General features: G+C 32.9%; 10 protein-coding genes and 4 pseudogenes. 3 read left to right on the forward strand and 11 right to left on the reverse strand.

What is annotated here, in order from left to right; all coding sequences use genetic code 11:
• Positions 1-64: 64 nt before the first annotated feature.
• Positions 65-859, forward strand: a pseudogene (locus tag J1899_RS20410) (transposase); the annotation flags it as partial.
• Between the two features lie 372 nt (positions 860-1,231).
• Here the strand turns inward: J1899_RS20410 and istB (J1899_RS20415) are convergent.
• Together istB (J1899_RS20415) and istA are read right to left on the reverse strand one after the other, a co-directional pair.
• Positions 1,232-1,981, reverse strand: coding sequence for an IS21-like element helper ATPase IstB (gene istB / locus J1899_RS20415; protein WP_180320196.1), 750 nt, complete (start codon positions 1,979-1,981; stop codon positions 1,232-1,234).
• Positions 1,978-3,528, reverse strand: coding sequence for an IS21 family transposase (gene istA / locus J1899_RS20420; protein WP_214476366.1), 1,551 nt, complete (start codon positions 3,526-3,528; stop codon positions 1,978-1,980). Before istA ends, istB (J1899_RS20415) begins: the two co-directional genes overlap by 4 nt.
• Before the next feature lie 160 nt (positions 3,529-3,688).
• Between istA and J1899_RS20425 the strand changes: the two are divergent.
• Together J1899_RS20425 and istB (J1899_RS20430) are read left to right on the forward strand one after the other, a co-directional pair.
• Positions 3,689-3,946: pseudogene (locus J1899_RS20425) on the forward strand (IS21 family transposase); the annotation flags it as partial.
• A pseudogene (istB, locus tag J1899_RS20430) lies at positions 3,946-4,708 on the forward strand (IS21-like element helper ATPase IstB). The pseudogenes J1899_RS20425 and istB (J1899_RS20430), both read left to right, overlap by 1 nt.
• A 546-nt stretch (positions 4,709-5,254) precedes the next feature.
• Here istB (J1899_RS20430) and J1899_RS20435 read toward each other — a convergent pair.
• The 9 genes and pseudogenes from J1899_RS20435 to J1899_RS20475 all read right to left on the reverse strand — a co-directional run.
• Positions 5,255-5,470 (reverse strand): annotated as a pseudogene (locus tag J1899_RS20435) (GDP-mannose 4,6-dehydratase); the annotation flags it as partial.
• 104 nt (positions 5,471-5,574) lie between these two features.
• Complete coding sequence (locus tag J1899_RS20440) at positions 5,575-7,113, reverse strand: oligosaccharide flippase family protein (protein WP_214476367.1); 1,539 nt, start codon at positions 7,111-7,113, stop codon at positions 5,575-5,577.
• A gap of 247 nt (positions 7,114-7,360) precedes the next feature.
• Positions 7,361-8,353 (reverse strand): glycosyltransferase family 2 protein, encoded by a 993-nt coding sequence (locus J1899_RS20445; protein WP_214476368.1) that lies wholly within the window; start codon positions 8,351-8,353, stop codon positions 7,361-7,363.
• A 97-nt stretch (positions 8,354-8,450) separates the two neighbouring features.
• On the reverse strand, positions 8,451-9,614 hold the full coding sequence (locus tag J1899_RS20450; RefSeq protein ID WP_214476369.1) for an O-antigen ligase family protein: 1,164 nt from the start codon (positions 9,612-9,614) through the stop codon (positions 8,451-8,453).
• 44 nt (positions 9,615-9,658) lie between these two features.
• Complete coding sequence (locus J1899_RS20455; protein WP_214476370.1) at positions 9,659-10,756, reverse strand: glycosyltransferase; 1,098 nt, start codon at positions 10,754-10,756, stop codon at positions 9,659-9,661.
• 32 nt (positions 10,757-10,788) lie between these two features.
• Positions 10,789-11,712: a glycosyltransferase family A protein gene (locus tag J1899_RS20460; protein WP_214476371.1), complete on the reverse strand. Its 924-nt coding sequence runs from the start codon at positions 11,710-11,712 to the stop codon at positions 10,789-10,791.
• A gap of 295 nt (positions 11,713-12,007) precedes the next feature.
• The gene (locus J1899_RS20465; protein ID WP_214476372.1) at positions 12,008-13,168 is read right to left on the reverse strand and encodes a glycosyltransferase family 4 protein; all 1,161 of its coding nucleotides are present in this window, start codon (positions 13,166-13,168) and stop codon (positions 12,008-12,010) included.
• A gap of 471 nt (positions 13,169-13,639) precedes the next feature.
• Positions 13,640-14,806: a nucleotide sugar dehydrogenase gene (locus J1899_RS20470; protein WP_214476373.1), complete on the reverse strand. Its 1,167-nt coding sequence runs from the start codon at positions 14,804-14,806 to the stop codon at positions 13,640-13,642.
• A gap of 24 nt (positions 14,807-14,830) precedes the next feature.
• Positions 14,831-15,997, reverse strand: coding sequence for a glycosyltransferase family 2 protein (locus tag J1899_RS20475; protein ID WP_214476374.1), 1,167 nt, complete (start codon positions 15,995-15,997; stop codon positions 14,831-14,833).
• Between the last annotated feature and the right edge of the window lie 7 nt (positions 15,998-16,004).

The following is a 16,004-nucleotide window of genomic DNA, read 5'->3' on the forward strand; positions in this document are numbered from 1 at the left end:
AAATAAGTGCAGGACTCTGCAGTTATTACTTGCAAAGGTCTGCACTTTTATTTTGCAATAAACAGCACGTCCATTTACTACAAGAGATGCGGTCAGATGTCATGAAAATGCATTTCAGTTCTATGGAGGACGAACAGAAGAAATTGTCTATGATCAGGACCACTTAATCACAGTGAGTGAAAATGCAGGCCAGCTGCTTTTAACAGCTGAATTTCAAAGCTATTTAAATGAGCGTAAATTCAAAGTTCACTTGTGTAGAAGAGCTGATCCAGAATCTAAAGGCATGATTGAAAATGTAGTGAAATACATAAAAGGCAATTTCGCTGATAGTCGGGTGTTTAGCGACATAGAAGATTGGAATAATCGAGCACTACAGTGGCTAGATCGTACTGGAAACCATCAGGTTCACCAGACCACGAAAAAAAGACCAGCAGAAGTGTTTCTCCTCGAAAAGCAACACTTACAGCCAGTCTCTTCGTTACTTTCATTTGAAAGTACCAATAACCAAAGTATAACAAGAAGTGTAAGCAAGGACAACACTATCCGTTATAAGTCAAACCGTTATTCCGTCCCACTTGGGACTTATCAAACAATGAGTGAGAATCTTGTATGGATTGAAGCGACAGGCGAAGAGCAAAAGACGCTCATCATCCGCAGAGAAGCAAATGATAAGGTACTTGCCGAACATCTTATTAGCTCAGAAAAAGGAAAACTCATTCAAAACCGTGATCATACTCGTGATCGCTCCAAAGGGGTTGAAGAGCTTAAGCAACGTCTAATCTCTTACTTTGTAAATCGGACACAAGCAGCTGCTTATTTGAATGAGATCAGCCAAAGATACCCGAGGTATCGTCGAGACTGATTACAGCCAAGGGTTTTTACCACCCTTGCCATCTTTTTTACCACTCTTCGCCAAGGAATTTACCAGGCTACGCCAACGTATTTACCAGTACGCAATAAGCCCTACAGATTAACATTCTAGTAATCCTGTAGGGCTTTATTTTAAATTAACTATTTAGAGTGGTTAATGAAGTAATTGAAGATTAACTTTCTAGTCCCTTCAAATATATCTTGCTCAGTCCAGCTATAAGGAACAGGTTCCTCACCGTATACCTTTAAAATCTTTTCATTTAGTTCCTTTGGGAAAGGAATCCAGGTTTTGTAACCCACCCAATAATAGTATTCTTCAATCTTCTGAATCTCTTTAGGGGTTAATGTGGCCAAATCAAGGTTACCTTCCTAACCCGTGACGCTCACGCATAGAAACTTCTCCATCTAGTAGAATTTGATAGGAGTCATGAATAATGCGATCTAAGATTGCTTCCGCAATCGTTTCATTTCCTAGCTTTAAATGCCATCCACTAGGATCAATCTGTGAACAGAATATAGTGGAACCCACCTTATGACGCGCCTCTGTAATTTCCAAGAGGATTGCTGCTTCATCCGTTGTTAAATCTGTTAATAGCCATTCATCTAGAATAAGGAGGTCTACTTTCGTATATTTTTTTATGCTCTTCCGATAACTTCCGTCGGCTGCTAATTTAGCGAGTGACAGCTCATCCAGTAATTCTGGTAATCGAATATATTTAACGTTGAAAAACTGGCGACAGGCAGATACTCCGAAGGCAGTAGCTAAGAATGACTTTCCTGAACCAGTAGGTCCTTTTAATATAATGTTGTGACTATCAAGTATATAATTACAACTAGCCAACTTCAAAATCAGTTCTTTGTTTAGCCTTCGATCTTCATGATATTCAAGGTCTTCAATACATGCATTGGAATTAAGAAAAGTCGCCATTTTGATTAACCGTTGAAGCTTATTACTCTTTCGGCGGGCATGTTCTAAATCGACAAGTAAACTAAATCGATCTTCAAAAGTCATTTTTTGAAATTCTTTATTAGCTGCTTGTTCCTTATAGGCTTCTGCCATTCCACTTAATTTCATCTCGATTAATTTGGTTAATGTTTGTTCATTCATCATTTATCCGTTCCCCCATAGTAAGAAGCTCCACGTGTAAAGCCAAAATTATTTGTGTTGATTTCTGTTTTCCGTTTTAATTCTTGCTCTGCGTCATTCTTCTTGTTAGTCTTCAGTAGCGTTTGAATACTTTTGACCGTTGGTCTTTTAGTCATTGAGATTACCATCTTACAAGCACGTTCAATCTCATATTTCGTGTATCGACGCTCAAACTTCTTCAAAGAAAATATAGATTGTAGGGCTAGCTTCTCTGTTTGTGAAGTATCTAGAAGATATTGAATTACACTTAACGTTGATTCTCCAATATTTTCTGCCCATTCAATCGCAGCTTCTGGGGTTTGATCAACGAATAACTTGTGATTATCTGGCATATGATCGTGAACAGTGGTAGTTTGACCAAATTTACCATATAATCGTTTATGAGAGGCTATTCTCATATGGTTAAAAAATACTTCTAAGAGTTTATCAGACACTCTCACTTCGACTTCTCGATTGATATATTCGTATGGTACGGAATAAAACATGCTATCGAAGGAAACGTGATAGTCAGGTGCTACAGTTGTCTTTTTCCATTCAGACATTTTATAAAGTTCTATCGGAAGGGGAGAAAGGGCAAATTTCTCTTCTTCTTCAAATGCAGACAAACGAGACCCTTTTTTTCGAGTAAAGGGTCTTTTATTAAATTCGTCTAATTTCTTCCTAACCTCTTCGTTCAATTCATCAATAGTAAAGCAATGCATGTTTCTTAATGCTGCGATTATCCAAGTAGAAATCACTCCAACCGAACCTTCTACACTGGCTTTATCTTTAGGGGTACGAACCCTCGCTGGCATGACAACAGTATTGTAGTAGTCCGCCATCTCTTTATAAGCAGGATTTAAGATCAATTCGCGGGTTGTATGCTTAGTAACGCTTGTTCTTAGGTTGTCTGGAACGACAATTTGAGTCGTACCACCGAAATACCTATAGGCATTATTGTGAAGTGTGATCCATGAATGAGAGTCCATAGACAGGCTTGCTTCTGCGTATGATAACTGGCTGCACGGCAAGGTCGCAACGAACACATAGGCTTTTACCTTTTCTCCAGTATCTCTATCAATGATGAATGCTGTGGAGCCCGCCCAATCGACTTCCATGATTTCACCTGGTTTTCTGCGAATGCGCAAAGTAGCTTTGTATTTATCTGCATAATTACTGTAATGACGTAAGAAACTTCGATAAGAGTATGGGATCTTTTGATTCGCTCTACATTCAGCTTCATATTCATGGTGGAGAAGTGAAAGTGTTACATTGGGCTTTGCCAACTCCTCATGAATATAGTCAAAATTCAAGGGATGCCGACCTGAAGCCTCCAATGTTTTCTGAGGAAAAAGAAATTCTTCAATCCATTTATCCGTCATTTCCTCCTCTAACGGACAGACTAGGCCCTTCTTTTCGGCAAGGGTGATGATCTCTGTTACTTTTTGACGAGAATGGCCAGTACTTGAGGCAATACCTCTAAGGCTAATACCCTCATCCTGTAATTCCAATATCTTTCGATAATGAATCATACAAAAAACCTCCTGAATAATAATGACACACCAATAGGTGTGCTCAATAATTATACAGAAGGCAATGTAGTGGTAAACAGCTTGTCATTTGCTGGTACATTTCTTGTCACTAGGTGGTAAATAGAATGTCATTAGTGGTACATTTCATTGGCCGTAATCACGAGACCAGTTTGCGATTATCTACAAGGTGATTCAACAGTATCCAGCATTAATTGATACTGTGATGACTAAGTGCGTGACAGAGAAACTATACAATGCGAATGATTTTCGGGATTTCGCTCATCACCTTGATACATTGCGTGAGGAATCAGTTATAAAGGTACAGTCCTGTTATGTCAATCCAGCAAAACATCCTCATATTAAGGCCTCCACCCGTTCTTTAAATACGTATACTAGCATTTTAGGAGGTCAAGTATGATGAACAAAACAGTGCATGAATTACAAGACCAATTTCGTCAGTTACGATATCAGAGACTGCGGAGGAGCTGCCGCAGCTTCTCCGCGAAGCTGAAAAAGCCTCATGGACCTACTTAGAATTCTTAGAATCTATCACAAGATATGAATTAGCAAAACGTGAAGCGAAGAGCCTTGAAAAAAGAATGAAATGGGCACGCTTCCCTAACGTAACGTCATTAGATGAGTTTGACTTAAAGGTCAATACGTTCTAACAGCCCACCAGCTTTCTCAGCTTCGAGAATTGAGTTGGCTAGAACAACAATATAATTTGATTCTTCTAGGTCCCCCTGGCATCGGAAAAACGTATATCGCAATTGGGCTGGGACTCGAAGCCGTTCACAGTGGATTCAATGTTTACTTCGCTACAATGGGTGAGCTTGTGCAGCTTTTAAAGACAGAAGAATACCTGAATAAATCTAAAGTACAACTCAAACGGATTAGATATGCCGATCTTGTAATTATCGATGATTTAATGTACATGGCGATGGATCAGAGAGAAGCAAACTTATTTTTTCATTTAATCAATCATTTATACGAACGAAGTTCGATCATCCTGACTTCAAATAAAAGTCCAGATGAGTGGGGTAATTTAATTGGAGATCAAGGCATTACGACAGCTATTTTAGATCGTTTACTTCATCGTGTGGAAGTCATACACGGTGGAGAGGATGAGGAAAGTCATCGGATGAAAAACCGGAAGAGCATTTTTTCAGCAGAAGTGTAAAAAGGAAACGAGCAATAAGTGTAAAATTCGACTTGACGTCTACAAGTGGCTCAAATCTCCGCACTGATGGCTCAATCTGTCCGCAATACTCATCTATCATCAATTAATTTACTCATTAAAATTTCTCTGTTAATAATCACTTAAACGCAAAAAATGGCTCACCTCCCTGAATGGAGATGAGTCAGTAATCTATTACTCTATTAAATTTCACTCAGCAAAGCTATTAACCTTACAAACCTGATAATGAAACACTTCTCTAGTTCCACCCTTTTCCGGTGCCTTGAACCTTTCTAGTATCCCCTGCTTCATTAATGGTCTCAAAATAACTTGGAAGGTGCGCGTATCAGAAATGTCCATCCTCTCATTCATAAAATCCACAATCTCTTTAACTGATTTTGGCTCCTCGCAAAATACTAGCAACTCCTCAACCTCAGGACCATAAATTCGGGTGGTGACAGGCACCCGAAATCAAACAACCATTATTTTTTTCTTCATAATAATCTACCAAATTTAACAAAATATTTGTAGAATATGATTTCTACATAGTCAAGTCAAGTTCTTCTCAAAGCGCCATGCATCAGTACACATTTCAATAATATCGCGTTTTGCTGTCCAGCCTAGTTCCCGCTTCGCTTTTGATGCATCAGCGTAGCATGAGGCAATATCCCCAGGTCTACGATCAACTATTTCATAAGGAACTTCGATACCGTTAGCCTCTTCAAAAGCTTTCACTAATTCTAGTACACTAGCACCTTTTCCTGAGCGGGGGTCTTATCCTAGAACCACTTAGTAAGTATATTCATTAGATTGATTCCACCTTATTTTAATTCCAAATATTACATCAATAATCGACAAATTTTGAGTGGTTATAGTGATCTAGATTTGAAAGAACCTCTAATAATTTTAGCCATTCTTTTATTAATAGATATAAATAACCCTCTTTCATAGTTATTACAGCCTATTAACCACATTAATCTTCCAAATATTACAGAAAACAATACAATCTTTAATACTAGAAAGCCAATACTATTTTGTGCTATTAGGTGATTTATTCCAAACCCTGTTAACAATGATAACAGAACTGGTATTGACATAAATATAATATGTTTCCAAAATAGTGGTATATTGAGTCCGAGTTTGCGTTGATAATAAATATTCATAATAATTCCAGCACCTAAAAAATAAGAGACCCCTGTACCTAAAGCAACCCCAACCCCTCCGTAATTTTGTGCTAAGGGGATAGAGATAGTCACATTCAAAATTGCTATCATGATTAATACGAGCGACCTAAAGCGTTGGAAGTTCTTCGCTTGTAAAATCGATAAACAAATATTTTGAATTAAATCAATTGTAAAAGGAATCATAATTAACAATGTCATATAATAAGCTTGTGAATAATCTTGACCAGCCCAAATACTAATAAAGGGATAGCCATACAGAATAAATCCACTTAAAATATAGGACATTATAATATATTGCAATCGACCAAACTTAATCATCATATTTGTCAGCTCAAGGTTACTTGCATTATTTGCCACCATCATTGTAACCCTTGGCAAAAACACTCCACTTATAGAAGTTGAGAATTGCATATAAAGTCTGATGAATTGCATGGCAATGGCATATACAGCAACAGCAACAGTTCCTGACACTACTCCTAGAATTATCTGACCAGTATTCCAATTAATCTGGTCCACTATAACTCCCAAAAAAATAAAAAAAGAATATCCTAATATTTCCTTTAATAACTGATAATCAATTTTTCCAAAATAAAATCGGATCTTTAATTTTTCAAAACAATAATAGACATTAAATAGAAGGCATGAGATATTTACTATTGTGGTTATTACAACCATAGTTACTGAGCCATATCCCATAAATAAAAACGGCAAAATTATTAATGGTGATATTAGGGATCGAAATATGCCTAAACCCTTGACAATTGCAAACCTTTCATACGCTTGCATAATCGAACCGAAAACTGATAATGGAAATGAAACAGCAAAGTTAATAATAAGAATAATCACCATTATTTTTGCCTTTTCTAATTCCAATACTGTCAAACTAGCCCCAAATAGATTGTATATCGAATTATACAAAATCACACCTATAAACAATGTCAATATACCTATAACAGAATAAAGTACTATAAACATTCCATTTAATCGTGATTCCGATTCTTTATCTCCAATTGCTCTATTTCTTGCATTATATCTTATTACAGCATTCCCTAGCCCCATGTCCATTACACTTAGATATGCAGCTATAGAACCTACCATAGCGTATAAGCCATATTCAGATTGCCCCAGTAATCTAATCATGATTGGTGTATACAATAGGGCAATTAGAATTGTAATAAATATTGATAAATAAGATAAAATAGCTCCTGATTTCATTTGACTCATATAAAATACTTCTTTCTATTTAATCATTTTCTCAAACTATAAATATATTCTAATAAACTATTGTAAGTATTCGAATTACTACCTTGAGTAATTTCTAAGAAAAGTATTTAATAGTATAGATCAATATAGCCCTATAAGCTACTTAGAGTACTCTCCTTAAATTAATCCAGAAAAACTGAAAAAATTTTGGGCTTATTGATATAATTACTGCATACAGTTTCTTTTTAAATGAATTATCACTTTTTTGCTATTTTTTTATAGCTGAAAACAGACTTAGATATATTTTTGGGGATTTTGAGAATATATAAAGTGCGGTCTTTTGATATATTGATAAACCTTTAAAAAAGTGTGTCTTTTTTAAAAGTAAATAGTTTGTAATAAATTTCTCTTTGAATTGTGCTTCATAGTCTTCTTTTTTATTTTCATCCAAATTAGCTATGCTTTGAGCAAAACGATACCCTCTCATTGCCCTAAAGCAATACAAAGCAATTCCATAATCAGTTAGTTCCTTATAATAATTTTTAAAGAACTCATAATAATATTTTGGTTCGTACAGACAACTCTTTAGGTGTTTAATGGTATAAGGTCCTCTCTGGGTACTATTAGTTGAAAGCACATAATAATAACCAACATTTTCAATTAATAGTACCCTTTTGGATATTCTTAAAAGATTAAGTAATACCATTCCATCCTCATAGTAATAACCATCAGCCATACGTATATTTGTCCACAAGGATGAACGGAATAATTTATCACAAATACTGGAAACTATTAATTTTTCTATTACATTTGCACGTATTGAATCCTTGTAACTTATATATTCAGTTTCACCCCTCTTTTCAGTATTTATTTTTTCACCGTTAGGACTTACTACATAATGACCTATTTGTACGATGTCTGCGTTCTCTGTTAATGATTTTTCCAACATAGTTTCGTACATATCATGAGAAATATAATCGTCACTGTCTACAAAACCTATATAATCACCTGTTGCAAGATCAATCCCCTTATTTCTTGCACTAGCTTGCCCTCTATTTTCAGTATGGACAACATTTATTCTCTCATCCTGGCTGGCTAATTGGTTACATATTAGACCGCTATTATCTGTTGAACCATCGTTAATCAAAATAATTTCTAAATTTCTATGGGTTTGTGTAGTTACGCTATTTACACATTTTTCTAAATAGAGTTCTGCATTATACACAGGTATTATTACACTAATCTTTATTTTTTCTCGCATTGTATAGCCTCCATGTGTAAATAAGTTCATAATAAGATCTAATTAAAATAAGTCTCCTTAATTATGGTTTGATATTTGCACAAATGGATAACCTGTCTTAAACATCGCAATTTCTAATCTTTTGTCTAATATAATTTCTCCTCATTGATGCAATACCGATTATTAACCATATAAATAAAGTAAAGGACATATCATTACCAATAAAAATTACCCCATTAACACCAAAAATTAAAGTAGCTATCAAAAAACTCATAGATAATCGAATAGACTTTTCTCCAAGATATTCAAACATACTTATCCAAATAGAATACATAAATCCAAAAAATAAAAACAAAGCTATAAACCCACCACTTAACAAAATTTCCACATAAGTATTATGCGCAGACATATATAGGTTATAAGATTCAAGAATACTGTTTCCAATCCCTATACCATATCCATAAAATGGTGAATCTAAAATAATGTCATTCATAATCCCCCAAATAGTTTGCCTTCCTGAGAAAAAATTTTGTTCTGTGTAAGTACCTGATAATTGGTTAAGTCTAATTCCAAATTCTGTAGAGGATAACCAAACATATACAAACTGAAAACTAGTTACTCCAAAAGCAACTACCCAAAAGAACAACTTATAAATTTGTTTATGAAGTTTTAATATTGGGATTAAATAATAGATTAATATTAAGATAATTAAACTAATAGCAATTCCTCTTTCTCCTGATAGAAAAGGCATAGATGCAAGCCAAACAATAATCAAATAAGGTCTCTTGGATTGAAGCAACATAAAATATGAAAGTGCAAATATAGGCTGATATATACCAAGAGCAAATGATTGTTCTGTCATATTTACTTTTCCTAACGCTAGAGCAATCAAAAAAACAATAGAAAATATATAATAAAAGGTATTAAATAGTTTGCTCAATCTTATTAGGTAGGTTTCTTCTAATGTACCCAATGTTAATATTGTTATAAAGGTGAACGAAATTAACTGTACAAAAAAATAGTATAGTCCATGTATACTTGGAAAAAATAAAAGTAATATCATATTATAAAAAACAATAATAAATAAAAAACTAACTGTTCTGGTTAATTTTATATCTTTAAAATAAATTAACCCTCTAAATAAAATTAGACCAATAATCATTAGCATTGCTATTTTATTAATAGGCACGAACCTAGCCGCAATTAAAATCATATACAATGCAAAAACTAAAATAACTGGTATTCTTAAAAAGTTAGGCCTTGTTAATGAAAGGATTTTCATTTCTATGCTCCTAATAACGATAAATAAATAAATAAATTAATTAATTAATTAATTAATTCTTTAAACATCTTCAGTTCTTCCCTACTAGTATTATCATTAAAATACTTTTCGTTCTTTTTATAGGGTTTATTTAAATACAATGAATTAACTATCTTTTCAAGGTCAACATTGCTATTTCCATTTTTAATGAAAGCTACATTTTCAAACCCTTCAAAAATTTCATGGCAAACTGGTATATCAGAGGTGATTACCGGTATACCGAAAGTTGCCATTTCGCATGTCATTAAACCTTGAGCATCAGCTCTTGTTGGCATTAGTGCACATTTAGCTTTATTTAGCATCTCTATAATCTGATCATGAAAAAGGTAATTATTAATCCAAAATAGGTTATCAGGTTTTCTGTAATGATTAAAAAACTCCCCTTTTCCCACCAATAAAAAACTGGATTTCGGATTATTTTCTGCTAATTCGCAAATTAGATCGACACAATACTTTGAACCATCTATTACACTACGAATAGTAATAAAATCATATTCCTTTTCAATTGAATTATCATAACTCTCCTTTTCGTAGTTAGACCCTATACAGTTATACGTTATACTGTATCTACCGGCAATTGTATCTTTATCTATTTCAGTCCATTTCATGAATTCATCATACATCCATTTACTCACAAAAACAAAGTAAGATTTATATGCTAATTTGGAGTAATATTTTCTCCATGTTTTCAGTTTATACCTATCATAGAAGTTTTGAATATACTTCCTTAGTTTAAGTTTCTGTTCCATAAAAGGATAAGGTTTAGGGTAAACTTTTCTAGTCATTAGTACCTCGTGCCCATGAAAGAAAAAGACTATTTTAGGGAATTTTTTTTCATATAGCTTTAAAAACTTATAATGATTTCTTAAATTTGGTGCATGGGCGACTAAAAGGTCAAACTTATCATTTTTATACTTATTCTCATAAGTTTCTTTGGTTATCACATTGATATCATCAAAAATATAATTTTCCTTAGCAAGGAAATTCAATACAGTAACCTCAACTCCATTTTCTTTATAATACAAATTACGTGCATGGATATAATATAGAGTTGCATTATTTGTTTTATTAGGATAATCAGTAGCTAATACAAGTATCTTCATGAGGTACCTCCATTCTATTGGTCTTTTTTAAACTACCTTCCTTTTCGAGCAAGGTCCTTATAGTAAAATTTAAATAAAGTATTTAATATAGGTGTCCCGATTCGTACTATATATCCTAGTATAGGAATGTGTTTAACTCTAGGTCCTGTTTTATTAAAATCCATTTTAACAGCAGTCCAGTATCTCCACCATGCAATAACTTTTAATTTATATGGTAAGTTTGAAACATAAGGAAAAACATTATCTAACCGGGATACATAATGGTGTAAAAAACCAATAATATTTTTTGTTTTATAGTCTACGGTATTAGAGATTCCTTCTTCCAAATATTCTACATTCTTATAAACCCGATTTGTACAAAGTAATTTATATTTCACACCTACTTGATCAAATAGATAAGCTTCAGGTACAAATTTTGCTTCCTCTGGTTCTGGAAAGTGATATTGTTTCAATATATTTGTTTTATTACATTCACAACAATCACCAAAGGGTCCATATTTCAAACCAGAGAAGAAATGAAAATCAACATAAGAAGATATAAACGGATCATCCGGGAATTTATTTCCAATAAGACTCTTGCCGTTAATCATTGACCGCCCCATTATCCCACTAAATTCATCGTTATCCGCAATCTTTTTACATTCTTCATACATTTCTTTTAAGGCACCTGCTTTAAACCAGTCATCTGAATCTAATATACAGAAAAATTCCCCTCTTGCCTTTTTTATCCCCACATTAAGTGCTGTGTGTTTCCCACCATTTTCCTTTTTAAAGTATCTAATTTCAAATGATGCTGTTTTTTTGTAGTCATTTATTACTTGTGTAGTATCATCAGTAGATCCATCATCAATTATAACAACCTCAAAATCTTTAAATTCTTGTTCGTTTAAACTGTCTAATGCCCTTATAATTGTATGTGCTCTATTATAGGTTGGAATACATATAGTGAAAAACATAAACAAAGCCCTTTCTTAAACTACTAAGATATTCTTTAATATTAATGCCATTAAATTTCATCCTCATAGTTTTTTTAACACAAAATCTCCTGTAAATTCATTTATCTTCTTTGGACCGGTGTCCAAGTGATAAAATATGATTCAGAGCCATGGTTATAGCAAAAAAATCAAAACATTAAAGATGAAATTATAAAATAAGTTATAGTAGTTTTTTCTGATATTATACTGGTATTATTACACTAATTTTACTATTTATTAGATAGACCTCATGCCCTTGTTCTATTTTTCAAAAAATCTATTGACTATTTTCAATTGATTTAAGTGTTGAATTCCATGATTGAATTATAGATTCCTTACTAAAAGGACTTGAATTTGCTATTTCATAAGATTTTAATGACATCCTGTTTAAAATATCTCTATGATCATCTAAGAAACTTATCTTCTGATAAAGAAATTGAATTAATTCATCATTCTTTTTCCCCGAGTACAAAGTTTGTTCTCGATGATTCCAAACTTTAGAGTTAGGAATATTGTTTTTATCAAAAAACCACCAATGGGGGTTTGTTAAGAAACCATTTTCTCCATCCTTTACCATCTCGGGAATTGCATATAACCTTGTTGCAATAACAGGAAGTCCTGCCTTCATTCCCTCTAATATTGTCAACCCAAAACTCTCATCACTTGTTGGTTGCAATAATATGCTGCTTTTAGAATATAGGTCTTCCATTTCTTCATATGAAAGTTGAAAATCTAAAAGCCTAACTTTGGGAATTTCTCTTATTTCATCTATCAGTTTTTCATCTACATCTTTAATTGAAGTTACTATTGTTAAATTAATATTATCTCTTTCCAAACAGAGTAATTTAAATGCATCAATAACTTCTAATCCTCCCTTAGATAAAAAACGAATACCTTGAGAGATAAATAATAGATTTATATCACTACTTGCGGCTCTTTGACTTATTTGCAGTTCATTTACATATCCATTCGAAGGTACATAAGGATAAATTACCTTTTTTTGCCCCTCAAAATTTCCACAAACTTGTTCAAAAGTATCGCAACATGCTTCGGACATACATATTATTGCTTTTAAGTTAGTATCATTTAAATATCTATTGATATTACTTTTACCTAATAAACTTTTCTTCCTATTCAGTTTATAGTGGTATAGCGCTGTAGGATTTTCAAGATATATAAAATAAGGTTTATCAGATTTTAAAAATCTATTAAAACTCCCGTTAATAATACCAAGTTTGTTTTTTGCATTAATTCGTTGAATTATGCCTAACCAATCAAATACCGGAGACCTTCCAATCCAACTTAAGATTTTTCTTTTTTGATTATTAAGTTCATAGATATTTTTATTGTCTATAATGAAGTTAAATTCAATTTCATTGCATTTAAAAACATGATTTAAGAAGCCCCTAGCTCTCGTAGCAAAAAAAACTTTTTTCATTTATATCCTCCATTTAATGTTGGTAATATGAAAAATTCCAATAATTTTTTAAATAATAAGTTGCTAAACCCTAATCTCTTGAAGTAGGGAAACGTTATTTTTTTATACCTTTACTAATATCGCACCAGGTTTATTTTTGTTTCTTTTATTATCTCTACATACCTTATAATAATAAATTAAAGTAATAGTCCATAAAAAGAAATACCTAAAATCATAAAAATCCCCCTAAAACATTTGTACAATTATCATATAAAAGGGTATTCCTGACAAAATATAAATGTCTGTGTTTTTATATTTAAAAAAATACTAATAAAATAAAACATAATAATCCCTAGTAACCTATATCAACCATTAACTCTAAAAACAAATTATATGGGGAGGTATGATATATTGAATGCGCCCCAAAATTATTTAATCCAACTACTAATGGATCTTCATTTTTTATTTCTTCTCCAATAAAAAAATCTTTAGTTAATCTCTACTAAATAAATCCCTTGTATACACTTTTCCCTCTACATCTTTGATATCATCTGTCAGTCTGTTTGCAACAATCACATCACTAATATTCTTAAATTCTTCAAAGTCATTAACTACTCTAGAATTAAAGAATGTCTCTTCACGAATAGCTGGCTCATAAACAACTACTTCAATTCCTTTTGCTTTAATACGCTTCATAACCCCTTGAACTGCAGACTGCCTAAAGTTATCCGAATCCATTTTCATTGTAAGTCTGTAAATTCCAACAATCTTCGGATCTTCCTTTATTATCATTTCAGCAACATGATCTTTTCTTGTTCTATTTGCATCAACGATAGCTGTCATTATATTATTGGGAACATCCTCATAATTGGCTAATAACTGCTTTGTATCTTTAGGTAGGCAATAACCACCATAACCAAAGGATGGATTATTATAATGATTACCAATTCGAGGATCCAAACCTACACCATCAATAATTTGCTTACTATCTAATCCTCTTACCTCTGCATAAGAATCGAGCTCATTAAAAAATGCGACTCTCATCGCAAGGTATGTGTTAGCAAAGAGTTTAATAGCTTCCGCTTCTGTTGAGTTAGTAAATAATACAGGAATGTCCTCCTTAATCGCTCCTTGAACTAACAAATTAGCAAAAACTTGTGCTCTATCAGATTGTTCACCAACGATTACACGTGAAGGGTATAAGTTATCATACAGAGCCTTCCCTTCACGTAAAAATTCAGGTGAGAAAATAATATTATCTGTTTCAAATTTCTCTTTTATTTTTTCTGTATAACCAACTGGTACTGTTGATTTGATTACCATTACAGCATCAGGATTAATAGATAATACATTTGCAATAACCGCTTCAACAGTTCTAGTATTAAAATAGTTTTTCTCTGGATCATAATTTGTTGGCGTAGAAATGATTACATAATCTGCATTCTTATAAGCTTTATAATTATCTGTAGTAGCAGTCAGGTTTAGGTCTTTAGTTGATAAATATTCTTCAATCTCATTATCAATAATCGGAGATCTTTTATTATTGATCATATCTACTTTTTCTTGAATTATATCAAGAGCTATTACATCATTATGTTGAGCTAATAAAATAGCGTTGGATAAGCCAACATAGCCTATCCCAGCAATGGTTATTTTCATAATTTATTTCTCCTTAATTTTCTCTTACCTTGTACTCTCAGCTTTCTCCCAAAACGGCTTTGCCTTCCCAGTCAATATATTATAGACCCCTGCCCATTGTGCAAGTATTGTTACACAGTAGTAATAAACTAAAGTCAAATACTTATTATTGGATTTAGTAATTACTCTCGCCAATGCCAAAAGGTAAAACAATACCTGTCCTAGAAATGCTATTTTATAAAACAGTGACTCTGGTAGTAGTAAGGCATTAGATATAAATACTAATAGATGAGAAATCCATAATAAATATCTACATGTTCTATGTCCAAAATAAAAATATGAAAACCATTTATATTTAAATACGTTCAGAATTCTTACATCAGGTAATATATGTTTAAGGATAATTCGGTTCATCCTTACTTTGCGACCGAATTCATCTTCTATAACTTCTCCAGCTTTCTCGTAAGCAATAGCATCATGGTTTGCAATGGCCCTTTTACCCTGAAGAGCATATAAAGGTGGCATTGCACTATCATGGCATTGAATTGGATCAAAGTCATGGTAATCCTTTGTCCTACAAGCATATAATGCACCATTACCCGCAGTTATAGTTTGTATTCTCCCTTCAATCTCACGGGTTGCTAGATCACTATCCCAATAGCTTGCTTCAGCATTACTCACATCACTAGAATCCTGATTCACAAAAGATAACCTTCCCGATACATAGGCAATATCCTCAGAAGTAAAAGCTGCCATAAGTTCTATTACAGAGTCTTTATCCATAATTGAATTGGCGTCAGTCATAACTAGATATTCTGTTGTTACAGTTTTTTGTGCTTCATTTTGAGCATTTGTTTTTCCTTTTCGTGCCTTAACTTCATAGAGTCGTATATTTAACTCTTGATGTTCTTTTATGAACTGCTTTACAATTTCATTTGTTTTATCAGTACTATTATCAGATGCAATCAAGAACTCTATTTTTTCTTGAGGATAGTTTAACTCAATAATGTTATATAACTTGTCTAAGATTACTTTTTCTTCATTATGTGCAACCACCATAACCGTTACAGTAGGCTGACGAGAATAATCCTTTTTGAGACTTCGATCCTTAAATAGCTTCGCAATAAACTTTAACGATACTGGATAACCAAGCATTGCCCACAATATGATAAATCCACTTATATAAAATAATATTTTATATAGTAATTCCATGTAATTT

Origin of the sequence: Cytobacillus gottheilii, from assembly GCF_018582665.1 — a bacterium.
Lineage (GTDB): Bacteria > Bacillota > Bacilli > Bacillales > Cytobacillaceae > Cytobacillus > Cytobacillus gottheilii.